The sequence below is a fragment of the Tardiphaga sp. 709 genome, assembly GCF_032401055.1.
GTDB lineage: Bacteria > Pseudomonadota > Alphaproteobacteria > Rhizobiales > Xanthobacteraceae > Tardiphaga.
Window position 1 is genome coordinate 4,205,978 of sequence record NZ_CP135529.1, and the last position, 24,678, is coordinate 4,230,655.

Below are 24,678 nucleotides of genomic sequence, written 5' to 3' on the forward strand. Positions count from 1 at the left end.
TTACATTCTGCGCAGCCACCGATCATGGGCTGCTGCCAAAGCAGTCCATGATTTTGAGGGCTGGAGCAATGACGCTGGCCGGGTGCAGCCATGCGCTGGATCGCCTCTCCTATGCCGCGCGGATGCTCGACAGGAATTCGTCGATTTCACCACGAAGAACGTCGGCCTCGCGGCGAAGTTCGCCCGAGGCGCCGAGCACGTCGTTGGCCGCCGTGCCGGCCTGCGTCGATGCATCGCTGACGCCGATGATGTTGCTCGACACTTCGCTGGTGCCGCCGGCGGCGTGCTGGATGTTGCGCGCGATCTCACGCGTTGCCGCACCTTGCTGTTCGACGGCGGTGGCGATGGCAGCGCTCACATGATTGATCTCGGCGATGGTCTGCCCGATGTTGCGGATCGCTCCGACGGCGGTGGACGTGACCTGCTGCATCGACACGATCTGCGTGCGAATCTCGTCGGTGGCCTTTGCGGTCTGATCGGCAAGGCTCTTCACTTCCGAAGCCACCACGGCGAAGCCCCGGCCTGCATCGCCCGCGCGTGCCGCTTCGATGGTCGCGTTGAGCGCCAGGAGGTTGGTCTGCGACGCGATGGTCTGGATCAGATCGATCACCACACTGATGCGATTGGCGTTGTCGGCCAGGCCCTGCATCGTTGCATCGGTTTCGCCGGCCTCGTTGACGGCCTTTGCGGCGATTTCGGTCGACGTGACGACCTGTCGGCTGATCTCGTTGATCGATGACGACAGCTGCTCGGTCCCGGCCGACACCGTCTGGACGTTTACCGAGGTTTCCTCTGCGGCCGACGCGACGGCACTGACCAGCGCGCTGGAGCGATCGGCAGTGGCCGTCATGCTCTGTGCGGTCGATTGCATGGAATCGGCCGATGTCTGCAGCTTCTCCAAGGCGTTGCGCACCTTGCTCTCGAAGTCGACGATGCGGGCTTCGATGCGCGACGTGCGCTCGCCCTTGGCGATGCGGTCCTGATCCTGCTCCGCGCTGAGCGTGCGGGCGTTGATCATGCTGTCGCGGAACACTTCGAGCGTGCCTGCCATCGCCGCGATTTCGTCCTGCTGGCGGCTGCGGGCGATCTCGGTGTCGAGATCTCCGCTGGACAGCCGCTGCATCGCGCGCTGCAATTGCGCGAGGCGGCGCAGAATGCTGCGGCCGACATAGAGCCAGACGAACAATGCCGATCCGATCAGCGTCAGCGCGCCGAGGCCGAGCATCACCTGCGTCGCCAGCGCGATTGTCGTCTGCGCCTGCGTCGTGGCGGCGTCGGTTTCGCTGCGCACCTTGTCGACCAGCTGCTTGACGCTCATGCCGAGGCCGACATTGAGCTTGCGCGTCTCGTCGAGGATGAGTTCGCCGTATTCGACGGTGTCCATTTCTTTCTGGCGCACCTTGAAGACGCTGTTCTTGCCGTCGCCGATCGCCAGCAGTTGCAAGGCCGCTTCCTTCAGTTCCTTCGTGCCCTTGATGCCGACCAGGGCATCGAGATTCGATTTGACGCGAGTCTGTGCGGCCTTGAAGCTCTCTTCAATCGGAGAGAGCGCTTCGGACGAGCCGGCCGACAGTGCAGCCATCAGATCGGACGAGATCAGGTTGGTGCTGGCGACGACTTCGCCGACCTGCACGATGACACGCGCGGCTTCGCCCGAATCCTCAGCCGAGAAGACCGTTGCCCGCAGCGTGTCGTTCATCACGTTCTGGGCGTCGGTGGCGGCTGGCTCCGACATCTTGACGAAGTTGGCGGCAGCGGCGCGCAGGGCGTCGTATTGCTTCTGATGCTGGGCGACGGCGTCGAGACGTTCCTGGGTGGCAGCGCCAAGGCTGCGAATCGTGTCTTCGATGTTCTTGACGGTATCGGCCAGGGCAGCGACCACGGCCTTGTCGGCGCCGAGCTTGGCGATGGTGTCGAGCTTCTCGACTGCAATCTTGTGCGTATCCCGCATGCGCTGCGAGCGTTCCTTCAGAACGTCGGCGCTGCTCGATGCCAGCAGCATCGGGCCCTGGCTGGCGAGGCTCTCGCTGGCGGTGGCCAGTTGAAGGCTGGCGGTCAGTTTCGGAATGTCCCGGCCGTTCAGGTCCGTCATCATGCCGCCGAGCTGACCGAGAATCATGCCGGCGCCGGCACTGATCAGGATCGCCATGCCCGCGATAACCGCAAAGGCGGCGAACAGGCTGCCGCGGATGCCCCAGCGGGGCCGCGAGAAACGAAACCGTCCGAATTTTCCGATGAACGACGTCAGTGCCATTGATTCCCCCCGCGTCCACCGTCCTGGTGGCGGATCACGCAGAGAGTATGTCGGTACCGGGTTAATATTCGGGTAAATCGGCAACCTTTGGCTGTCGCGGGGCTTCCGCGGTTACCAAAGGGTAAAACGAAAAAGGCCGGCGTTTCCGCCGGCCTTTCCGTAGTTAAGAGCCTGAAATCAGGCGCTAAGCTCAGTACTTCGCGACGACCGGGCCACCCCAGTTGAAGCGGTAGTTCAGGCCAGCCTTGACGGTGTGCTCGTCGTTCTTGGAAGACAGGCCGACGATGCCAGCGGGCGACGGAGCAGCGAAAGTGGTCTTGCCGAAGTCGTAGTACTGGTACTCAACCTTGCCCGACCAGTTCTGGGTGAACAGGTATTCGAGGCCGGCGCCGACGGTGTAACCGTCATGCTTGGTGCCGCCAGCGAAGGCAACCGGAACGCCACCAGCGGTGGTGACCAGCGATTCGCTGTAGTCGGAGTAAGCGTAGCCGCCCTTCACGTAGAGCAGTGCCGGACCCCAAGTGTAACCGATACGACCGGTGACCGAGCCGAGGCCCTTCTGGTTCAGGTTGTAGGTGACGCCCGGCGTGGTGAGGAAAGCGACGTTGGTGTTGTTCGAACCAACCCAGCTGTACTGACCTTCGATACCAACGACCCAGTTCGGAGCGAACTGGTAATCAGCGCCGATCTGCAGACCGCCGAGGAAACGGCCATCCGAATTGTCGGAGGTGCCGCCGAAGCCGTTCGAACCGTTGAACGCGCCGCCGACGTGACCGCCGATGTAGAAACCGGTCCAGTTGTAGATCGGGGCGGCAACGTAAGCCGGAGCCTTGGTGTAGGGACGAGCGGCGAGGTCAGCGGCCATTGCCGGAACCGAGGCGCCCAGGGCGATGAGGGCAACGGTGCCCATCAGGAAGTTCTTCATTTTCTTCTTCTCCAGAAACCATTTTAGAGCGAGAGCGCGTTCGCTCCGTCTATGGCGTGGACTTAGACAGCTTTTGCGTAAAATGCTGTCACCCATTCGCCACAGCAATCGACAACCCGACACGATCTGGATTGGCGCAACGGCATGCTTATCGGCGCCTTAATAAAAGCTGAAAGATGCCTTAATTTACAGAGGTTTGGCGGACCCAGCGCTAACCCGCAGCAGTTTGGTTTTGCTCTAGATCGATTTATTGTGATCGGCAAAACCACAACGCTTCATCTGCATCGCCTGCAACCTGCCGCATCACGTTTGGAACGTCTGAAACCGCTGTGCAAACGTCGGCTACGGAGCCACCCATCTGACATTGGAAACAAAAAACGCGCGACCCGTTAGATGTTTGCGTGGTGCCGGTCGGCGCCTCCGTGAATGGAATCGCGTTGCATGCAGGTTGAGCGGATTTTACGTGAATACGGCCACTTCCTTCGGCCGATGAGTGAGGCGCCACGCGACGGTCAGCGAATCCTTGGCCACTCTGCCCAAGGTGGTGCCCAGGGCGGCCACCTCATTTCCTGCTACTGGGAACCGCACCCTCAAGGTCTGATCGGGCCGAACTGGGTGGAGGAGCGCGATAGCCCCATCGGTTATATCGACCGCTATTTCGATGGCTGGATCAGGCCCCGTGAATTCAGGCTGCTTGATTCGGTCGCCATCAACCGGTTGCTCGTCGCTTACATCGACGATGCGCGCGCCGCCGATAACCGCGAGGCGCTCAAGATGCTTGAAACGGGTGAGTGAGGGCTAGAGCATGATCCCGATAAGGTCATGCTTTTTAAAGAAAAATGCTCCAGCCGCTTTGGGAAAAGCTGATGGAAGATCAAGGAAATGGCTCGGGCCGGGAGCTTTGCAGCAAACCGGCCCTGAGCCCCGTCCGCAGGTCTAGAAAGCCTTGTTGGCTTCCGGACGATGCGTATTTTTCGGCACGAAGCCGGAACGCGTGGCTTCGCGCTGGTTGCGCACCCAAACCTCGCGATTGGGGTGCAGACCGGCACCGCGGGTGGCGGGCACGGCGCTGGTGCGGGCGCGATGCAAGAGGCGCGTATCGGCCTCGCCGCAGCTCGGATGAATGCCGCCATTGTCCGCGACCACCTTGTCCCATGCCGCCTTGCGCTGCTTGAAGACCGCGGGATCCTTGAGCTGCGTGCAGTTCAACTCGTTGACGTTGAGATCCGCGATGATCTCGTCGCCATCCTCGATCAGCGCGATGGCGCCGCCCAGTGCTGCTTCCGGTCCGACGTGGCCGATCACCAGACCCACTGAGCCGCCGGAGAAACGCGCATCGGTCATCAGCCCGACGACGATGTTGCGCTCGCGGCACAGCGTGGTGATGCGCGAGGTCGGGTCAAGCATCTCCGGCATGCCGGGCGCGCCGACCGGGCCGTCGTAACGCACGATCACCATGTCGTGGTTCGCAAATTTCTCCGGATGCTTGTCGAGCGCTGCGATCAGGCCGCGCTCGCCTTCGAACACGCGCGCAGTGCCGCGGAACAGATTGTCCTCGAGGCCGCCCTCGACACCGGCGAGCTTGAGAATGGCGGAGAATTCCGGCGACAGGTTGCCACCGAGCACGCGCAACCCACCGGTCGGCTTGTAGGGCTTGGCAACGGTGTAGACGACCTTGCCGTCGGCTGGCTTGGTCTCCAGGCGCTTGATCTGCTCGGCCAGCGTCTCGCCGGTGCAGGTCAGCACGTCGCCATTGATGAGGCCGGCTTCCATCAGTTCGCGCACGATCACCTGCACGCCACCGACATTGTCGATGTCCACCATCGAATACTTGCCATAGGGGCGGGCGTCGGTGAGCACCGGCACGAGATATTGCGACAGATAGTTGAACTCTGCCGGCGTCATGACTTCCTTCCAGAAGTCGGCGAAGCCTGCGGCGCGCGCGATTTCCGGCGCATGCAGCGTCACGTTCGTCGAGCCGCCGATCGCCATCGACACGATCACCGCGTTGCGGATCGAGTCACGGCTCACGATGTCGCGTGGCTTGATGCCCTTGGCGATCATATTGGAGAGATAGCTGACGAGCTGCTCCGGGAATTCCTTCAGGCGGCGCGGATCGTCGGACGGCGGTGCCACCATGTGCAGCGGCTGCATGCCGACTACGCCGATGAAGGTCTGCATGGTGTTGTAGGTGAAGATACCGCCGCAGCTGCCGATACCGGGGCATGCGTGGCAGGCAATGTGGTGGCGATATTCGGGGTCCGGACTGCCGGCGACCTGATAGGCGCTGACGATGTCCAGCTTCTCACCGGTCTTCGGATCCTCGCCGGGATGGATCGAACCGTCCGACATGATTATCGCCGGCTCGTTGTGTTCGAGCAGCGCGGCCAGCGTGCCGACTGGCGGCTTGTCGCAGGCAACCACGGCGATGGTTCCGAGCAGGCCGGTGGCGCTCAGATGCTCGCTCATGGAGTCATTGGTGACTTCGCGGCCGATCAGCGAATAGCGCATCTCGCGGGTGCCGTTGCGGATGCCGTCCGAGGTCGCGATGGTGTATTCCGGCTGCACGAGGCGATAGGGGAGCTGACCCTTGCCGCGACCGATGCGCTTCTTCAGGCTCTCATGGATCGCGTCCACCTTGGACATCACGCCCATATAGCACTGGCTGTCGCCCTTGGTGCCGACCACGCCCACCGACGGCTCATGAATGAGCGTTTCATCGGTGCCGAGCACACGCGCCATGCCAATGGTCTGCGCGGAGCGGCCGGGATGATTGTCGATGGTGACGACGGGCGACTTGGACACGACGAATTCCTTCCTGACGGCGTTCTTGATCTGCGAGGCTTGAATGCACCGCCGCCGGCGCTTGGCATTGGCGCATGTCAGACCCTGCGGTCAGGGCAGGGTCCGTCCACGATCCAATTTAGGATCGGTCTAGCCAGTGCATAACCCCCGAAGATCGCAAACACAATCGGATTGCCCCTCCGTTGGAACAAGGCTGCCTTGTCGCCGCCCGGTGCCGCAAAGCAGCAAAATTCCGGGTGCCATTTACGCGATCAGGCTATTTCTGCATGGTTTTGACAAACCAATGGGGTAATCGCTTCCTGCGCTGTCACAGCGGATCGCGTCGATACGGAGTTCGAGATTGAGCGTTGCCTTCACCAAGGAAGAAAGTGCCGAAACGGCTGCGGAAACCCAGCTGCCCGATCGCCCTATTTCGCCTCATCCGAACCTTGTGACGGAGGCAGGTTTGCAGGCGCTCGAGACGCAGCTCCAGCAGGCGCGCGAGGCCCATGACGCGGCGAGCGTGATCGACGACGTGAACGAGCGACGGCGTCAGGCGGCGATCCCGCTGCGGGACATGCGCTATTTCGCGGCCCGTGTCCGCACGGCCCAGCTCGTTCCAGCCCCGACATCGACGGACACCGTGGCCTTTGGCAGCACGGTGACCTTCTCCCGCAACGACGGACGCGTGCAGACCTATCGGATCGTGGGCGAGGACGAAGCCGACCCCAAGGCCGGTTCGATTTCCTTTGTCTCGCCGGTGGCGAAATCGCTGATGGGCAAGACCGTCGGTGACGTCGTCGGCACGGGCGCCCAGGAACTTGAGATCATATCGATCGCGTAGACTCGCGTGTCCTTCGCAGCAAGGCAAGCTCCGTCATTGCGAGCGCAGCGAAGCAATCCAGAAGGCGACAAGCGAAGACTGGATTGCTTCGTCGCAAGGGCTCCTCGCAATGACGACGCGAATGTTCTGATCGATCTCAAGATAACGCGTCAGATTCCCGCGCTGGACTCCAGCCGCTCGTTGAGCTTCTGATCGACGACTTCGACCGTGCGGTCGATATTTGCATTGGTCATGCCGAGCTGATGCGAGATCAACTTCACCAGAAGATCGACCCGCTCGATGAACGGCGCGCCGGCCGCGACAGCGCGCGCCGCCGATGACGGCTTGAGCAGGCTCTCCGCTGCCTTGGCGTATTTGGCGAACGGCACCTGATCTTCGGGATCAGCGCCGAGACGCCGCGCCACGGCATCGACATGCTCGTAGATCGACTGCGACACCTTGAGATCGCCGTGAACGGCCTCGCGGATCGACTGCGGCTCTTCAGGCGTGATGCAGCGATAGTTGCCGGTCAGAAGCATCGACCACTTCGCCAGCGGCACGAACAGCGAGTCGAACACTTTCAGCTTCACCGGCACGTCCTGGCCGTCGAGTTTCACAGCGTCGATGTCGGCTTCGAGTTCGCGCAGCAGTTTATTGTGAGCCGGATCGGCAAAGGCCGATGCCTTGAAATTCGTCGGCAGGCCGACGTGAAGGACATTCGCGGCTTCTTCCGGCGGCCGGAAGGCCTGCGGATCAGGCGAGCACAGCGTGACCAGTCCCGGCTCGAAGCGCTCCCACACCTGGGCATTGGTGTAGGCCTCTTCGAGCTTCATGTCGGCCAGACCCGGAATGCGCTTGAGATAGGGCAGCGGCGGCATGTTCATGATCGACAGGCACGGCAGTTTCGCCGCGGCGATCTTGATCATCAACACGCGGATCGTGTGGTTGGTGTATTGCGGTTCCTGCATCGCAAGGCCGACCAGATCGTAGCGCGACAGCTCGACCTGATCCGGCGAGGTTGCATCCAGTTTGCCTGGCAGGTCGCGTGAGAAGATGGCGCGGTGGTTCGGTTCGTCGCGCAGCTTGATGCGCACTTCAGTACCATCGCGATTGATGAGTTCGGCGGTCTTCTTCCGGCACACGAGGGTCACGTTGTGACCGGCCATCAGGAGCTTCGTCGCCAGCAACGAGCCGTAGGAAGCTCCGAGAATCAGAATATTCCGCGCCATGGTGTTTCGTCCCTCACGTGATGTGTGCGCGCCAGATCCGAACGGTCCGGCATTTTTAGTTGGCGCGGACACTACTGCACCGCTGCGTTTCGATCCAGATGGCGTGGGCCGATACGTGCAGAGCTGGAAGCGATTTGCTTTTCCAATGCGCCAATCTGTCCCGCCTATCGTCGTGGCGAATGAGGGAGCGATCGGGTACCGTCATAAAAAACAACGGAGGGAAACATGTCTGCGATCATCAATCGTCGTCACTTCATTGCTGCCGGATCGGCTGCCGCCGCCATGCCGTTCGTCGCGCGCGGTGCTTCGGCGCAAGCCGCCTGGCCGTCGCGGCAGATACGCATGATCTGCAGTTATCCAGCCGGTGGGCAGACCGATCTGCTCGCGCGCGCCTTCGGTGAATATATTTCCAAACAGGTCGGGCAGACTGTCGTCATCGAAAACAAGGCCGGCGCGTCCGGCGCCATTGGCACAGCGGAAGTTGCGCGCGCCGAGCCAGACGGCCACACGATTCTCTGCTCCATCTCGACCACCTATGTGATGAACCGGGTGATGCTGAAGACGCCCGGCTACGACATGGACAAAGACCTGACGCTGGTCAGCGTCATTCCCGGTGCCGGATTGCCGCTGGTCGCCAGTCCGAAATCCGGCGTCAAGACGCTGGAAGACTTCGTCGCCTTCGCGCGCAAGAACGACAAGGTGAACTTCGGCACCTATAGCGTTGGCTCGGCCCCGCACATGACGATCAACGAACTCAACAAGCAGTACGGTCTAAAGATCGAGCCGATTCATTATCGTGGCGAAGCGCCGATGTGGACGGGATTGGCCGAAGGCTCGATCGATTTTGCGATGGGCAGCTACACCGCTGCGCAGACCGTGCTGCAAGGCGATCGTGGTGTCGTCTTCGCCGTGCATTCGAAGAAGGTCGACGCCATCCCCAACGTGAAGACGCTGCCTGAACAGGGGGCGACGTCGAAGTTCTTCACGGTGAGTGGCTTCACGGGCTGGGCCGTACCCAAGGCGACGCCGCAGCCGATCGTCGATCGGCTATCGCAGCTTTACGTCGCCGCCAACAGCGATCCCAAAGTGAAGGAAGTGCTGAAGACCTTCGTGCTTGAGCCGGCGCTTGGCTTCAAGGAGACCAATGCGCTGTATCAGAAGGAGCTGCCGGTCTGGATCGAGGCAGCACAGGCGCTCGGCCTGCAGCCGGTGTAGTATTCCTGTTCGCCTCTCCCCGGTGGGGAGAGGTGAACATAGCGTCGCTGCGCGCTGTATTACGCTCGTACCGAAAACCGGCTCAGCGCGTTGAGCGCCTGCACGCGCGGCTCGACATCGCGCATGTAAATTGTCTTGCGCAGGAATTCGATTTCGCTCGCTTCCTTGCTTTCTTCGACATCGATATACCAGGACTTCGGCCGGCCATCGGAGCCGTCGCTCCAGCGATAGCCGCGCCGCTTCAGCTCGTCCTTGAGATCGAAGGGCGACTGCTCTGCCCAGACCCGCATCGTTTTCTTCCGGGCGCGTTCCAGAAGAACCGCAAGTGCCGGCGCACCGAGATCGGGCAATTCGAATGCAAGAATCTCGAGCAGCGCATGACAGTCGTCGATCGCCCGATGGGCCTGGTGAAAGAAGCCTGCGCCGGCGAGCAGATAGCCGAGGCGCGAGCCGTCGAAGCCGTGTTTGCGCCAGTCGACTTCAGTCGCCGAACAGCCCCAGGCCTTGTGCTGGAACACCGGCCAATAGCGCTCTGAAAACTTGCGATCGAAACCCGCATTATGCGCAATGACGATGACGGCGTCGTCGGCGAAAGCGGCGACGGCATCGGGATCGATGCGGTGTCCCGCAACGGTCTCGTCCGTGATGCCAGTCAGCTCGGTGATCTCCGGCGGGATCGGCCGCGACGGCTCGTTGAACGCGGTGAAGACATCCGCGACGCGCGTGATGTTGCCATCCGGCAGATAGTCGAACTTGACCATCGCAAGCTCGATGACTTCGTCGCGCACCTGATCGAGACCGGTGGTCTCGACGTCGAGGAGGATTCCGGATCGGGTCGGCTGGCCATTGGCCGGCGCGAATTCGGTGCGCGGGATCAGCCGGCGGAGGACGCGATAGTCGGTGGATCTGGCGAGCGTGTCCGCCATGGCGGCAAGGCCGGGATCGTCCTGCAGGCTAAGATCGTCTTGGAGCATCTGATTCCGGGCAGTTCTTCAGGCGCAGCGTCGTTCAGCCATGACTATGGTGTTCGCTGAATCGGGGCAACCTGCCTGCCGGCGATAGACACAGCTGTGTGGCGCTGGGGCGTTGATTTTGCGCCGATTATACCTTGCGCTCCAGCGAGGCGAGCGCCTCGTTCAGCACCGAGCGCAGGCGTTCGGTGTCGCCGGGCCGCACGGCCGACGGGTCGAGATAGAAATCCAGCCCCGGCATGCGTTCAACGACGATATCGGTTTGCACCGGCTTGTCGTCGATGATGCTGTCCACCGCATAGGGCACGACCTCGCGGCTGATGCCCTTCATGGTAATCGGCGGCAGCGGATGCGAGGTGATGATGTCGCTCACCAGCGCGAAGGTCTCATAGCTGATGGCGATGCCGCCGGGTTCCGCGATCGACTGCAGCCGCGCTGCGAGGTTCGCCTCGGCGCCGATGATCGTATAGTCCATGCGGTCGCTGCTGCCGAAATTGCCGACATTGCAATAGCCGGAATTGATGCCGATGCGGGCCTTGAACGGCTCCTCGATGCCTTCGGTGCGCCACTTCGCGTTCAGTTCGGTCAGGCGGCGCTGCATCCGCCACGCCATGCGCAGGCAGTCCTGCGCATCCTGACGGTCGCCCTTGGTCTCGGGGTCGCCGAAGAAGATCAGCATCGCATCGCCGATGAACTTGTCGATGGTGCCGCCGTGCTCGTGTGCGATCGCCGACATCTCGGTGAAATATTCGTTGAGCAGATGCGTGATCAGCTCCGGCTGCAGCCGCTCAGTCGTGGCCGTGAAATTCTGGATGTCGGAGAAGAAGATCGTCAGCTTCTTGCGCTCGGTATGGATGGTGACGTCCTTCTGGCCGCTGAAAATGCTCTTGTAGACCTGTGGCGAGATATAGCGGGAGATCTTCATGGAGAGCGTGGCGAGGAAATCGTTATTGGCTTCCAGTTCCTGGTTCATCCCAGCGATGCGCCGCGACTGGCGGCGTTGCAGTGTCAGGAACGAGACGCCGCTGACGGCTGCCAGCGCGAAATAGGCCAGCAGGAACTTGAAGGAAAACAGGTTGGCCGCGATCGGCTGGGTAATGATGACTTCCTGGATGCCGCGGACGTCGCCGACCTTCCAGTCCTTCTTTGGGCTTTCCGGATGGCTGTTGTGGCAGCTGACGCAGGCCGGGCCCATCAGCACGGGCGCGACGATACGGACCGTGTCGCTGAACAGTGACGCCTTGGTGTCGATGATCTTCTGTTCGGAATTGTCGCGCAGGCTGCGCAGCGCGGTCTTTTCGAAATCATCGAGCTGGTGCGGCGCGCGGTTCTGGAACGGGTAGTCCGACACGAAGCGGTAGTTGATATTCTCCTGCTGCGCGCCGATCACGCGGCCGAGCTCGAGGGAAAGCGTTGCCGGAATGGGGATCGCGCCGGGCACGCTTTCATAATTATGCACCACCTGCGTCGTGCCCTGATGGGCCAGCACGCGCCCGACCACATTGGTTGCGTAATAACCACGCACGCTGGTGATCACGGAGTTCAGGTCGTTGGCCTGCCGGCGCAGCGCGGCGTCAACCAGATTGGTCAGGTCCAGCCACACCGCTACAGGCAGCAGAAGTAGCAGCGCTGCGACGGCGAGGCCGGGCGCAAATACGCGCGAGCGTCGGCGGGTGACCTGAGGCTGATCCATGAAGATTGTTCCTGGATTTCTGGCTGTTGAGCGCAATGAGCGTGCAGCGGCGCGGCCGCCTCTGCCACATAGCACCGGTATGGTTATAATATCGTGCCTGGGTTGTGCCAATTTTCCAGTAGTGGATGAAATTGCACCGGATGCCCGCCAATTTTGGCAGACGTGCATGCCGCCTGCGCACCTTGACTTCACAGGTGGCTTGGCCAATCTCGCGGCCAGAAAAACACTTCAAAACTCTTGGGAGAAGATCATGGCCGACGCCTATATTATCGACGCAGTCCGCACGCCCCGTGGCATCGGCAAAGTGGGCAAGGGCAAGCTCGCCGAACATCATCCGCAGCATCTCGCCGCCACCGTGCTCAAGGCGATTGCCGAGCGCAACAAACTCAACACCGCTGACGTCGATGACGTGATCTGGTCGACCTCGACCCAGCGCGGCAAGCAGGGCGGCGATCTCGGCCGCATGGCCGCGCTCGATGCCGGCTATGACATCAAGGCGTCCGGCACCACCCTCGATCGCTTCTGCGGCGGTGGCATCACCGCGGTGAATTTCGCGGCTGCCCAGATCATGTCGGGCATGGAAGACGTCGTCATCGCCGGCGGCACCGAGATGATGTCGCTCACCGGTGCGATGGCTGCCGAAGACATGGCCGCCGGCAAGCCGCCGCTCGGCATGGGCTCGGGCAACAAGCGGCTCGCCAAGGTGCACCCGCAATCGCATCAGGGCATCTGCGGCGATGCCATTGCCTCGATGGAGGGCATCAGCCGCGAGGCGCTTGATGCCCTCGGGCTGGAAAGCCAACGTCGCGCTGCCATCGCGATCAAGGAAGGCCGTTTCGACAAGAGCATTGTCCCGGTGAAGGATGACGAGGGCAATATCGTGCTCGCCAAGGACGAATATCCACGTCCGGAAACCACTGCCGAAGGTCTCGCCGGTCTGAAGCCGGCTTTCGCTGCGATGGCCGATCACCCGCTGGATGACAGCGGCATGACCTTCCGCAAGCAGATCAACCAGAAATATCCAGATCTCAAGATCGAGCATTTCCACCACGCCGGCAATTCATCGGGCGTGGTCGATGGTGCCGCGGCGCTGCTGCTGACCTCGAAGTCCTATGCCGACATGCATGGCCTGAAGCCGCGCGCACGCATCGTGGCCATGGCCAATATCGGCGACGATCCGACGCTGATGCTGAATGCGCCGGTGCCGGCTGCGAAGAAGGTGCTGGCAAAGGCCGGCCTCAAGAAGGAAGACATCGATCTGTGGGAGATCAATGAAGCCTTCGCCGTGGTCGCCGAGAAGTTCATCCGCGATCTCGACCTCGATCGCAGCAAGGTCAACGTCAATGGTGGCTCGATCGCGCTCGGCCATCCGATCGGCGCCACCGGCGCGATCCTGATCGGCACGGTTCTCGACGAACTCGAGCGCCGCAACCTGAAGCGCGGCCTCGTCACCATGTGCGCCGCCGGCGGCATGGCACCGGCGATCATCATCGAGCGCGTGTAAGGGTTTGCTTCTAACCTCTCCCCGCTTCCGTGCGAAGCGAAGCTTCGCTAGGCGGGGAGAGGTCGCCGCGTCTTCGCGGCGGGTGAGGGGCTTTCACTGCAGCAACCGCATATGCGGACTCTCGGGTCGGATTTTCCGATCCGAGAGTCCGAGTCTTTTGAGGGCGCTTACCTCGCCCCTCACCCCAACCCTCTCCCCGCAAAAGGGCGGGGAGAGGGAGCGGGCCGGCGCACGTGGTAAAGTCCGAATGCCGCAAGCACCGGCTCATTCATTCGATGGCCATGCCATCGGGAACGACAGCGGCGAGATTTCCGTCAGCTTGCGGCCAGCCCAGTCGAGACCGGGCGTGCGCTCTTCTGCGCGGATCTGCGCTTCATGCACACGCAGCGCCGCGGCCGGATAGTCGAACGTCTGCACCACGCCGTCCTTCACCACCTGCCGGCCATCGACATAGACGTGACGCACCGCGCGTTCCGCTGCCGCATAGATCATGCTGCGGATCGGATCGCGATGCGGCTGCATCATCGGATGGCTGACATCGACCATCACAAAATCAGCCTTGCAGCCAGCCTCGAGCCTGCCGATATCGTTGCGACCGAGCGCCTTGGCGCCGACGGTGGTGGCAGCCTCGAACAGCATGGTCGAGTTCAGGCCCCGCGGATGCCCGGCCATCAGCCGCGAGGTCATGGTCACGTTGCGCATTTCCTCGATCATGTTGTGCGGATAGGTGTCGGTGCCGATCGCCACCGAAATGCCGGCTGCGCGATAGCGGCCGACATCGCGCAGCGCGATGCCGCGCCGCATGAACACAGTGGGACAATGCGCCACTGTGGTGCCAGTCTCGGCCAGCAGTGCAAGGTCGCGCCTGGTGTGCCACGGCGTCAGCGGGTGGTCGTCGACGAAGATGGAGTGGCCAACCAGCGAGGTCGGCCCGAGCACGCCGAGTTCGCCGAGCCACTGGATTGGCGTCACGCCATGCCGGCGAACGATTTCGTGAAATTCCGACACCGACTGCGCCGCATGGGTCTGCCACGGAATGTTGCGGCGCTTCGCTTCAGCGTAGCTGTCTTTCATCAGTTGCGGCGTGCAGGTGTCGATCTGCGCCGGGTACATCATTCCGGAGAGACGGCCGGACGGATGGCTCTCGGCGGCATCGATGAGCGCGAAGGCCTGCAGCATGCCGTCTTCGCCGGCCTTCTCGTTCCATTCGTAATCGACGAGCGTGCCATTCGGCGTGAACCAGCGCGCCGAGCGGAATCCCGGAGCAATATAGACGCGCAGGCCACTTTCCGCTGCGAGATCGAGCCATTGCGGATGAGGCATCGAAAGATCAACCACCGTGGTGACGCCGGACAGCAGCAATTCCGAATATGCAACGCGCACGCAGTCTGGCACGCCTTCCGGATCGGACCGCAGGATCGGCATGTATTCGTAGAGCGAAGAATTATACAGGCCGGGCGAGCCGATCTCGTCGAGAAAGCCCTTGTTGAGCGGCTCGCTGGACGGATGCGAGTGGATATCGACGAGGCCCGGCATCACCATGAAGCCGCGGCCGTCGATGGTCTCGACCGCTTCGCCCCGATAGTCGCGGCCGGCAAACACGATCTGGCCGCCGTCGAAAGCGACATCGCCGCCGGTGACATATGTGTGACTGTTCTTTGCGGCGTCCCAGGCGACGACATAGTCCGCGTTGCGGATGACGGTGATGGCCATACTGATCCTCTTGATGGAAGGCGAGGAACCGTAAGCGCAAGCGACTAGGTGGTGCAAGATCGAGAGGTGAGCAGACCCGCCTGTCTATTCGGCACATGCAACTTGTCTATTCGGCTCGTGCAAATGACGATAAGAAGATGCGTTGATCTGCAAAGTCCTGAAGAGAGCCTGAACTGATGCAATACAGACATGATGGCCTTTACGCTTCCCGCCGCTCGCCGGTCATGGCGCGCAATGTGGTGGCGGCGTCGCAGCCGCTGGCAACGCAGGCCGGGTTGCGCATGCTGGAGCGCGGCGGCAATGCGCTGGATGCGGCGCTCGCGGCAGCCATCACGCTGACCGTGGTCGAGCCGACCGGCAACGGCATCGGATCGGACGCCTATTGCATCCTCTGGGATGGCAAGGAGCTGCATGGCCTCAACGCCTCCGGCCGGTCGCCGGCGGGATGGACGCCTGAACGATTTGCAAATCACAAGACATTCCCGCATCGCGGGTGGGAGAGCGTCACCGTGCCCGGCGCCGTTTCGGCCTGGGTCGATCTGTCCGAACGCTTCGGCAAGCTGCCATTCGCTGACTTGTTCGAGCCTGCGATCTCCTATGCGGAGAATGGCTTCCACGTCTCGCCCGTGATCGCCGAACTCTGGCGCCGCGGCGCGGAGGAGTTGAAGAACCAGCCCGGCTTTGCCGAGGCCTTCATGCCGAATGGTCGTGCGCCTGCGGCGGGTGAACTCTTCAAGGCTCCGGGCCATGCCCATTCGCTCAAGCTGATCGCAGCGACCAAAGGCGAGGCATTCTATCGCGGCGAACTCGCCGAGCGCATCGCAGCCTTCGCGCGCGAACATGGCGCCGTTCTCACTGCCGCGGATATGGCCGAACATCGCAACGACTGGTGCGGCACCATCCATCAGGATTTCGGCGACGCTTCGCTGCATGAAATCCCGCCGAACGGGCAGGGCATCGCCGCGCTGATGGCGTTGGGCATCATGCGCGCCTTCGGCACCGACGGTCTTGTGCTCGACAGTGGCGATGCGTTCCATCTGCAGATCGAAGCCACGAAACTGGCTTTCGCCGATGTCTACGCCTACGCGGCCGATCTCGATTACATGCGCGAGATCACCGTCGCGCATCTGCTCAATCCGGCTTATCTCGCCTCGCGCGCCAAGCTCATCGACATGAGCCGCGCGCAGGATTTTGGCGCCGGCGCGCCCAAGACCGGCGGCACCGTGTGCCTGTCCACCGGCGATGCCAGTGGCATGATGGTGTCCTATATCCAGTCGAACTATTCGGGCTTTGGCTCCGGCGTCGTCGTACCGGGCACCGGCATCAGCCTGCAGAATCGCGGCTTCGGTTTCGTCCTGATGGAGGGTCATCCCAATCAGGTCGGTCCGCGCAAGCGGCCGTTCCAGACCATTATTCCCGGCTTCGTTATGCAGGGCAAAGAGCCGCTGATGGCCTTCGGCCTGATGGGTGGGCCGATGCAGGCACAGGGCCATCTGCAGATCATGCTGCGCATGCAGCTCTGGGGACAGGATCCGCAGACGGCGGCGGACGCGCCGCGCTGGCGCTATGTCGCCGGGTTGAAAGTGGCGATCGAGACGGCTGTGCCGGACAATGTCGCGGCCGACCTCGCCAGCCGCGGCCATGTCATCGAGCGCGAGCCGCCGGATTCCGCCTTCGGCTTCGGCGGCGCGCAGCTCGTGCGTAAAATCGATGGCGGCTATGTTGCCGGCTCGGACCCGCGCAAGGATGGCCTGGCTGCGGGGTATTGAGGATTCTCTATTGATCCGTCATTGCGAGGAGCGAAGCGACGAAGCAATCCAGTTCTTGGCTTTCTGGATTGCTTCGCTGCGCTCGCAATGACGAGCTTCCTCTGCCTCAACCCAGCCCGGCCGCCTTCGCGAAGGTGTAGGTGATCAGGCTCGCCACATAGGCCAGTGCGAACATGTAGAGGAACGTCACCACCATCCACTTGGTGCTGCCGGTCTCGCGGCGGATCACGGCCAGCGTCGAGGCGCATTGTGGGGCGAAGATGAACCAGGCCAGGAACGACAGCGCGGTGGCGAGGCTCCATTTGCTGGCCAGCGCCTGGCCGATCGCATCCGCCGCTTCCTTGCCGCCTTCGATCGCATAGACGGTGCCGAGCGCGCCGACTGCGACTTCACGCGCCGCCATGCCGGGGATCAGCGCTACCGCGATCTGCCAGTTGAAGCCGAGCGGCGCGAAGAACGGCTCCAGGAATTTTCCGATCATCGCAGCGAGGCTGTAATTGATCGCCGGCCCTTCGGCGCCGGCCGGTGCCTGCGGGAACGAGGCCAGGAACCAGATCAGGATCATCATCGACAGGATGGTGGTGCCGGCGCGCTGCAGGAACATTTTGGCGCGGGTATAGACGCCGATGGCGATGCTCTTGAGGCGCGGCAGCTTGTAGTCCGGCAATTCCAGCATGAACGGTGCCGGCTGGTAGTCGCGCCACATGAAGAACTTGATGACGAAGGATGCGGCGAGTGCGCTGCCGATGCCGGCGACATAGAGCCCGAACATCACCAGGCCCTGCAGGTTGATCCAGCCCCAGACGTTTTCGGCGGGAATGAAGGCCGAGATGATCAGCGTATAGACGGGGATGCGCGCCGAGCAGGTCATCAGCGGCGCGATCAGGATGGTGGTGAGGCGGTCGCGGCGGTTGTCGATCACGCGCGTCGCCATGATGCCGGGAATGGCGCAGGCGAAGCTCGACAGCAGCGGGATGAAGGCGCGGCCATGCAGACCGGCGCCGCCCATGATGCGGTCCATCAGGAACGCGGCGCGTGCCATGTAGCCGAAATCTTCCAGCAGCAGGATGAACAGGAAGATGATGATGATCTGCGGCAGGAACACGAGCACGCTGCCGACGCCGGCGATCAACCCGTTCTGCAGGAAGCTCTGCAAGATGCCTTCAGGCAGCACCTGTGCCACCAGCGTGCCCAGCGCGCCGAATGAATCCGACAGCAGCTCCATCAGCGGCTGCGCCCAGGAGAACACCGCCTGGAACATCACGAACAGAATGAGCGTGAGGATCGCGAGACCGGCGACCGGATGCAGCACCACGGCATCGACGCGCGTGGTCAGCGTGTCTGGCTTGGTCGGCATCTTGACGGTGTCGCGGATGATGCGGTCAGCCTCGCGCTGCAGCGCCTTCATCTCGGACAGGCTGAGCGGCGTCCAGCCATCGCCGGCGGCGACCGCCGGCATGTTGGCGGCGAATTCATCGGTGCGGTGACGCAGTTGCTCGACGCCGGCCTTCTTTACCGCGATGGAAGTGATCACAGGCACGCCGAGTGCTGCGGACATCGCGTCGACGTCGATGCTGACGCCGCGGCGCTGCGCGATGTCGAACATGTTGAGCACTACCAGCAGCGGGCGACCAGTGCGTTTGAGTTCCAGGATCAGCCGCAGCGTGAGGCGCAGATTGGTGGCGTCGGCGATGCACAGGACCAGATCGGGCGCAGCTTCGCCGGGGCGCTTGCCGAGCACGACGTCGCGGGTGATCTCTTCATCCGGGCTGCGGCCGCGCAGCGAATAGGTGCCGGGCAGGTCGAGCAGCGTCACCTGACGGCCGGCCGGCGTCACGAAGGCGCCCGCCTTGCGCTCGACGGTGACGCCCGCATAGTTGGCCACCTTCTGGCGGCTGCCGGTGAGTGCGTTGAACAGCGATGTCTTGCCGCTATTGGGGGCTCCCACCAGCGCGAGATGAAAGCGCTCGGTGGTCACGTCTGTGTCGGTCATTTCACAACAACTGCCATGGCTTCGCGCCGGCGGACGGCGATCGTAATATCGTCGACGCGCACCGCGATCGGATCGCGCTGGATAGCGCCCTGATGCAGGATCTCGACGCGCGCGCCTTCGGTGAAGCCCATTTCCAGCAGATGCCGTTCAAGCTCGTGGCCGCTCTCGGCAGCGCCTGCGATATCGGGCTGCAACGCCACGATGGTCCCGATGAATCCGCGCGGCGCATTGCCGAGGCGCAATTCGTGTGTGGATGTTTCGGATGCAGTCTGGTGGACGGTCATGCCGACCTTGTCGAGCAGCGTCCTGACAAGGTCAAGACAAACGCACGTATGTTATTAGAATGATTATAAAGAGGCGCTCCGGCACCGCTTACGATGCGCCCGCGGACTGCTCGTTCACCACCCGCTGCTGAATCTTCACCAGTTCTGCATAGATGCCGCCTTGCGCGATCAATTCGTCATTGGAGCCCTGCTCGGCCACGACGCCGTCTTTCAGCACGATGATCTTGTCGGCGTCACGAATGGTTGAAAGCCGATGCGCGATCATGATGACGGTGCGGCCTTGCATCAACCGGCGCAGCGCCTCGATCACCAGCGCCTCGGATTCCGGATCGAGCGCCGCGGTCGGCTCGTCCAGGATCATGATCGGGCTGTTGCGCACCACCGCACGCGCGATGCCGATGCGCTGGCGCTGGCCGCCGGACAGCGTGTCGCCGCGCTCGCCGACCATGGAGTCGTAACCGTGTGGCATACGGCTGATGAACTCGTCGGCATTGGCGATCTTCGCGGCGGCGACGATCTCGTCATCGGTGGCGCCGGGCCGGCCATAGGCGATGTTCTCGCGGATGGTGCCGCGGAACAGCACTGTCTCCTGCAGCACAAAGCCGACCTGGGCGCGGAGGGCGGACAGTTTGTAGTCGGCGACATCGACGCCATCGATCAGCACGCGCCCCGATGTCGCGTCGTAGAAGCGCGGGATCAGGCTGAGCACCGTGGATTTGCCGGAGCCGGTCGGCCCGACCACGCCGACAATCTGTCCGGGTTCGATATGGAGCGAAACATCGCGGAGCACGCTGGACTCCTCGCTATAAGCGAAGGCGACCTTCTCGAAGGTGATGGCGCCCTTGGCGCGGCCTGGATCGACGGCACCCGGTTTCTCCATGATCACATCATCGGCGGCCAGGATGTTCTGGATCCGCTCCAGTGCCACGGTGGTTTGCGCGATCGCGCTGGTCATGCTGGCGAGGTCCTTCACCGGTTTGAAGAACTGCGCGAGATAAGCGAGGTACACGGTGAGCGCGCCTGCGGTCATCGTACCGGCAACGATCAGCGACGTGCCTTTCCACAGCACGATGGCCGTGCAGAACGCCACCACGATGCTGACCACGGGCGAGAGCAACGACTTCACCTGACGCGCCTTCATGGCGGCCTCGACCGTTGCATGGCTGGCGGCTTCCAGCCGTGCCAGTTCGAGATCCTGCCTGCCGAACGCCGTGACTGCGCGCACCTGGCCGAGACCCTGCTGGACTACGGCAACGATCTCGCTCTGCCGTTGCCGTACCGTGCGCGTCACTTCCTTCACGGCGCGCTTGAAATGGAACACGAAGGCGATCAGGAACGGCGTGATGCCGAGCGCGATCAGCGTAAAATCCCAGTCGAGCCAGAACATCAGCCCGATCATGAAGACGATGGTGATCAAGTCGAGCAGGATATCCAGCGTCGACGATGAGGCGAAGTTCTGCAGTGTCGTCACGTCTGTGGTGATCGTGGACATCAGGGCGCCGGTCTTGGCCTTGTCGTAATAGCGCAGCGACAGCCGATGCAGATGCGCATAGATGCGGATGCGCAGGTCGTTGGCCACCCACTGGCCGACCGATGTCGAATAGTAATTGTCGATGTAAGTGGCGATCGCACCGATCACGGCGATGACCAGCGTGGCGATGCCGGCGAACACTGCGACGCCGAGCGTGTGGCGGCCGATGCCGTAGTCATGGGCCCAGTCCAGCCAGGCGGGCAGGTGATGGCTGCCCAGCGCGTCATCGAGCACCAGTTTCAGCGGCCAGGGCGCGGCCAGGCTCATGGCGATCTCGACCAGCATGGCGAGGAAGACGATGATCAGCCAGCCGCGATAGGGCCGGAGCATCTCGAGTACCAGACGAGTCATCGAACATTGTCTCCAGCAACACGGCCAGACCGGGAATCATGAGCGGTCCGGGCGGCCGCAGTATATAGCCGCCGTCGGTTAGCGGGTCTTAACTGTAGTCGGGTACAGATGGATTTTTGCTGACAGCCCGCGCATTGTGGCATGCGGGCAGGAGCGTCAGTTAATTTGGCAGGGCTGCGCAGGACCGAACATGAACGTGCGATCCGTTGCTTTCCCGTTCTGGGGCAGGGTGCTTCTGCTGGCCGGCATCCTCGGTCTGGTGGTGGGCGGCGGCCTTCTGACCTGGCGCTATATCGAGCGTCCGACCGTGCTCAAGCTGGCGGTCGGGTCGATCGATGGCGAAGCCGGCAAGACGGCCTCGATCATCGCCAGCCATTTCGCCACCAGGAAATCGCCGATTCGGCTGGATTTCGAGACCTTCGGCAACGCGGTCGATGCGGGCAAGGCATTCTCCTCCGGCAAGGTCGATCTCGCTGTGGTCCGGGCCGATGTCGGCGATCTCTCCGAGGCGCGCGCCGTTGCCGTCATGGCCAAGGCGGTGGTCATGCTGATCGCGCCTCCTGGCTCGAAAATCACCAGTGTGGAGGGCCTGCGCGGCCGCACCGTCGGTGTGGTGGGCGGTGAGGTCAATCGCAAGCTGGTCGATGCGCTCACCAAGCAATACGACCTGACGAGCGCCAGGGTCACATTCAAGAATCTTGAGGTCAGCGATACCCGGCGCGCGGTGGAAGCCAAGGAAGTCGGCGCCCTGCTGGTGGTGATCCCGCTGACCGAGAAGTATCTGTCTCAGGTGCGCGGTCTGTTCAAAACCGGCGCGCCGGTGTTGATCCCGATCGACGCCGCCGGCGCCATTGCCGATGCCAATGGCGCTTATGAAAGCTTCGACATTCCGAAAGGGTCGCTCCGCGGCGCGCCGCCCGTCCCGGATGATGACGTGACAACGCTTCGGGTCAGTTACTATCTGGTCGCGAACAAGAAGCTCCATTCCAGCCTGATCGCGCGTCTGACCGAAATGGTGATCGCGGCGCGCCGCGATCTGATCGCCGGGCAACCGCAACTGGCCGGTATCGCCGCTGCCGACACCGATCCCGATGCCTTTATCCCCATCCATCCCGGCGCTGCTGCCTACTACAACGGTACCGAGCAGAGCTTCATGGACAAATACGGCGACGACATCTATCTCGCCCCCATGCTCCTTGGCGCCCTCGCCTCCGTGCTGGCTGCCGCCTGGAAATTCCTCGGCATCCGGCCGCCCGACCACCGTGAGGCGACACTTAATGCACTTTATGCATTGCCGCGACGGATCCGGGCGGCGGCGGACGATGCGGAACTGTGCGCGATCGAGCAGGAGGTCGACGATCTTCTCAGCGCGCAATTGGCGAAGACCATGCGCAATGACGAAGATGCACTTGAAATGGCGACGCTGGTCTCTTCGGCACAGCGTCTCGACAATCTCATCCATCATCGCCGTTCGGCGCTGGCGCGGGCCCCATTTTCTGCCGCGCCGCATTCAAGTATAGAGTCGGAGACGTAGTTCCAGGCCATGACGCTGTTTTGCAGAACCACCAGCCGTTTGCGGGCACCTTTATTTCTCGCGAGAGGTCAATCATGACGCATAACCTGCTCGTGTTTCCGGATGACACCGCGCAGTGCATCATCGATCCGATCAGGGCCGCAAAGCGCAGCCTGAACATCCGGATGTTCCTGTTCACCGATCCGACGCTGCTGCATGAGGTGATCGCGGCGAAGCGGCGCGGCGTCAAAGTGCGCGTCATGCTCAATCCGGCCCGGCGCAATGGCGAGAGCGAGAATAGCGAAACCGCCGCGGCGCTGGCTGCGGCCGGAGTCGAGGTCCGTGACAGCAATCCGGCCTTCGCGCTGACCCATCAGAAGTCGATGGTGATCGATCATGAGTGGGGCTTCGTCGAGTCGCTGAACTGGGAGACCCGCGATCTCACCGAGACGCGCGACTACGCGGTGACCACGACCAAGAAGCTTGAGATTTCCGAGATGGTGGATTGCTTCGAGGCCGACTGGGCGAAGCAGGATTTCGTACCGAACCCGGACTCGCAACTGATCTGGTGTCCGAATAATGGCCGCGAGCGGATCGGTGCTTTCATCGATTCCGCGCGGGGCACGCTCTGGATCCAGAACGAGCGTTATCAGGACACGGACATCATCGAGCGGCTGGTTCGCGCGGTGCTGCGCGGCGTTCAGGTCCATATCATGGCGCGGCAGCCGCATAAGCTGAAGAAGAACAAGCTGATCGAGGGTATCGGGGGGCTGCGCATCATGCATGACGTCGGCGCCAAGGTGCACCGGCTCAATGATATGAAGCTGCACGGCAAGATGCTGTTGGCCGACGAGGAACGCGCTATAGTCGGTTCGATCAATCTCACGCCGGGCAGTTTTGACGATCGCCGCGAACTGGCCATTGAGACCGATGCGCACCATGTTGTGAAGCGTCTAGTCGAGACCTCACATCACGACTGGAAACATTCGCGCAAGCTCGACCTCTCCGACGAGGCGGTTCAGGCGGATCTGGAAAAACACGGCATCCGGCAGTAGCGCGTTGTCCCTCAGCGCCGATCCGGCCGCGGCGATTGCCGGGCTCGGGGCTGCACAGGTTTCCTTTCCGCGCGGCGAGCATATTCCGTGGCCAGGTTCAGCAACCGTTCGCGAACCACGGGGTCATCAATCTCCCGCGCCAGCTTTTCGCAGCGCTCGGCCTGCTCTCTGAAATATGCGGCTTCGCTAGGCAACTTTGTCGTTTTCCATGGGCAGTGCGGGGTGCAGGAACATCGCCGAGAGCTGATCCTTGATTTCCAGGACACGCGGCGATGTCATACCCGGGCGAATGCAGAGCAGCGCTTTGATGGTCGGAAGCTCCGGCAAGTAATAGTCCCTGGCCCAGACCAGTCCCGGCGGAATGATCCGGCTGGGAACAGCCGTCAGTCCAATGCCGGCTTCGACGGCGGCTTTCTTCGCGCTGTAGTCCTGACTGCTGAAGGCAATCCGATAGGAAAGGCCATGCCGCGTGAGCGTATGAATCATCCAGTCGTCATTGGTCCAGGTGACGATTGGGATCGGTGCGCCGGGGCTGAGCACGAATGATTTCGAGCGAACCCATGCCAGCCGATCCTCGGATTCATCGACAATGAGCGGAGCCAGATCGGCACTGATTTCTCCCCGCTGGAAAAAACACCCGACGTCGACATGGCCGTCGATCAACGCTGTCGCAATCTCGGTGGACATTCCGGCATGGATATGGATGTCATTGAGGTTGCTCAGGCTCTGCTCGGCGACGAAGCGCTGCGCTAGGACAACGCTCAGGCCCAAACGAAGCCGGTCGACATGATTATCGGCTCCGCCGAGCGCAAGCACCTGATCGTTGGCCTCGATGATCTTGCGCGCCTGCGCAAGCACCAGCTTGCCGAGATCGGTCGCACAACTTCCGTTCGGCGTCTTGCTGAACAGCGAACCGCCAACAAGTTGTTCGAGGCGCTTGATCTGCGAACTCACTGCGGGCTGACTCAACCCCAATTGCTCCGCAGCCTTGGTCAAGCTACCCGTTTCTGAAATGGCAACGACGGTACGAACAATTTCAATCGGAATATTGAGATGCCGCTTGTGCATTTG

The 24,678-nt window shown here is 62.2% G+C and carries 18 protein-coding genes; 7 read left to right on the plus strand and 11 right to left on the minus strand.

Annotated elements, in window-relative coordinates; all coding sequences use genetic code 11:
• Positions 1–109: 109 nt before the first annotated feature.
• On the minus strand, positions 110–2,254 hold the full coding sequence (locus RSO67_RS20505) for a methyl-accepting chemotaxis protein (RefSeq protein WP_315840347.1): 2,145 nt from the start codon (positions 2,252–2,254) through the stop codon (positions 110–112).
• Between the two features lie 190 nt (positions 2,255–2,444).
• Positions 2,445–3,179 carry an outer membrane protein gene (locus RSO67_RS20510; RefSeq protein WP_089266850.1) on the minus strand — a complete coding sequence of 245 codons (735 nt, stop codon included), beginning with the start codon at positions 3,177–3,179 and terminating at the stop codon, positions 2,445–2,447.
• 441 nt (positions 3,180–3,620) lie between these two features.
• Here RSO67_RS20510 and RSO67_RS20515 point away from each other — a divergent pair, with 441 nt between their 5' ends.
• Positions 3,621–3,974 (plus strand): hypothetical protein, encoded by a 354-nt coding sequence (locus RSO67_RS20515; RefSeq protein WP_315840348.1) that lies wholly within the window; start codon positions 3,621–3,623, stop codon positions 3,972–3,974.
• A 141-nt stretch (positions 3,975–4,115) separates the two neighbouring features.
• Here the strand turns inward: RSO67_RS20515 and RSO67_RS20520 are convergent, their stop codons facing one another.
• Positions 4,116–5,984 carry a dihydroxy-acid dehydratase gene (locus RSO67_RS20520; protein WP_315840349.1) on the minus strand — a complete coding sequence of 623 codons (1,869 nt, stop codon included), beginning with the start codon at positions 5,982–5,984 and terminating at the stop codon, positions 4,116–4,118.
• Between the two features lie 340 nt (positions 5,985–6,324).
• On the opposite strand from RSO67_RS20520, the gene greA reads away from it, so the two are divergent.
• A complete protein-coding gene (gene greA, locus RSO67_RS20525) occupies positions 6,325–6,807 on the plus strand; it encodes a transcription elongation factor GreA (protein ID WP_315840350.1) in 483 nt (160 codons plus the stop codon).
• Between the two features lie 149 nt (positions 6,808–6,956).
• On the opposite strand, the gene RSO67_RS20530 is transcribed toward greA, so the two are convergent.
• Positions 6,957–8,015: a ketopantoate reductase family protein gene (locus RSO67_RS20530; protein WP_315840351.1), complete on the minus strand. Its 1,059-nt coding sequence runs from the start codon at positions 8,013–8,015 to the stop codon at positions 6,957–6,959.
• A 225-nt stretch (positions 8,016–8,240) separates the two neighbouring features.
• Between RSO67_RS20530 and RSO67_RS20535 the strand changes: the two genes are divergently transcribed.
• A complete protein-coding gene (locus RSO67_RS20535) occupies positions 8,241–9,230 on the plus strand; it encodes a tripartite tricarboxylate transporter substrate binding protein (RefSeq protein ID WP_315840352.1) in 990 nt (329 codons plus the stop codon).
• Positions 9,231–9,289: 59 nt separating this feature from the next.
• Here RSO67_RS20535 and RSO67_RS20540 read toward each other — a convergent pair whose 3' ends face one another.
• Positions 9,290–10,204 carry a 3'-5' exonuclease gene (locus RSO67_RS20540; RefSeq protein WP_315840353.1) on the minus strand — a complete coding sequence of 305 codons (915 nt, stop codon included), beginning with the start codon at positions 10,202–10,204 and terminating at the stop codon, positions 9,290–9,292.
• 127 nt (positions 10,205–10,331) lie between these two features.
• Positions 10,332–11,894 (minus strand): adenylate/guanylate cyclase domain-containing protein, encoded by a 1,563-nt coding sequence (locus tag RSO67_RS20545; RefSeq protein ID WP_315840354.1) that lies wholly within the window; start codon positions 11,892–11,894, stop codon positions 10,332–10,334.
• A 250-nt stretch (positions 11,895–12,144) separates the two neighbouring features.
• On the opposite strand from RSO67_RS20545, the gene RSO67_RS20550 reads away from it, so the two are divergent.
• Entirely contained in the window at positions 12,145–13,398 is a 1,254-nt protein-coding gene (locus tag RSO67_RS20550; protein WP_315840355.1) for an acetyl-CoA C-acetyltransferase, read from the plus strand.
• Between the two features lie 264 nt (positions 13,399–13,662).
• Here the strand turns inward: RSO67_RS20550 and RSO67_RS20555 are convergent, their stop codons facing one another.
• Positions 13,663–15,111 carry an amidohydrolase family protein gene (locus tag RSO67_RS20555; protein WP_315840356.1) on the minus strand — a complete coding sequence of 483 codons (1,449 nt, stop codon included), beginning with the start codon at positions 15,109–15,111 and terminating at the stop codon, positions 13,663–13,665.
• 176 nt (positions 15,112–15,287) lie between these two features.
• On the opposite strand from RSO67_RS20555, the gene RSO67_RS20560 reads away from it, so the two are divergent.
• Positions 15,288–16,880: a gamma-glutamyltransferase family protein gene (locus RSO67_RS20560; RefSeq protein ID WP_315840357.1), complete on the plus strand. Its 1,593-nt coding sequence runs from the start codon at positions 15,288–15,290 to the stop codon at positions 16,878–16,880.
• Between the two features lie 106 nt (positions 16,881–16,986).
• On the opposite strand, the gene RSO67_RS20565 is transcribed toward RSO67_RS20560, so the two are convergent.
• The 3 genes from RSO67_RS20565 to RSO67_RS20575 form a co-directional block, all read right to left on the minus strand.
• Entirely contained in the window at positions 16,987–18,873 is a 1,887-nt protein-coding gene (locus RSO67_RS20565) for a ferrous iron transporter B (RefSeq protein ID WP_315840358.1), read from the minus strand.
• Positions 18,870–19,157, minus strand: a complete 288-nt coding sequence (locus RSO67_RS20570) for a FeoA family protein (protein WP_315840359.1) — start codon at positions 19,155–19,157, stop codon at positions 18,870–18,872. Before RSO67_RS20570 ends, RSO67_RS20565 begins: the two co-directional genes overlap by 4 nt.
• Positions 19,158–19,245: 88 nt before the next feature.
• Complete coding sequence (locus RSO67_RS20575) at positions 19,246–21,039, minus strand: ABC transporter ATP-binding protein (RefSeq protein WP_315840360.1); 1,794 nt, start codon at positions 21,037–21,039, stop codon at positions 19,246–19,248.
• A gap of 190 nt (positions 21,040–21,229) precedes the next feature.
• On the opposite strand from RSO67_RS20575, the gene RSO67_RS20580 reads away from it, so the two are divergent.
• Together RSO67_RS20580 and RSO67_RS20585 are read left to right on the plus strand one after the other, a co-directional pair.
• Entirely contained in the window at positions 21,230–22,573 is a 1,344-nt protein-coding gene (locus tag RSO67_RS20580) for a TAXI family TRAP transporter solute-binding subunit (protein WP_315840361.1), read from the plus strand.
• 74 nt (positions 22,574–22,647) lie between these two features.
• A complete protein-coding gene (locus RSO67_RS20585; protein ID WP_315840362.1) occupies positions 22,648–23,607 on the plus strand; it encodes a phospholipase D-like domain-containing protein in 960 nt (319 codons plus the stop codon).
• A 186-nt stretch (positions 23,608–23,793) separates the two neighbouring features.
• Here RSO67_RS20585 and RSO67_RS20590 read toward each other — a convergent pair whose 3' ends face one another.
• On the minus strand, positions 23,794–24,675 hold the full coding sequence (locus RSO67_RS20590) for a LysR family transcriptional regulator (protein WP_315840363.1): 882 nt from the start codon (positions 24,673–24,675) through the stop codon (positions 23,794–23,796).
• Positions 24,676–24,678: the final 3 nt, after the last annotated feature.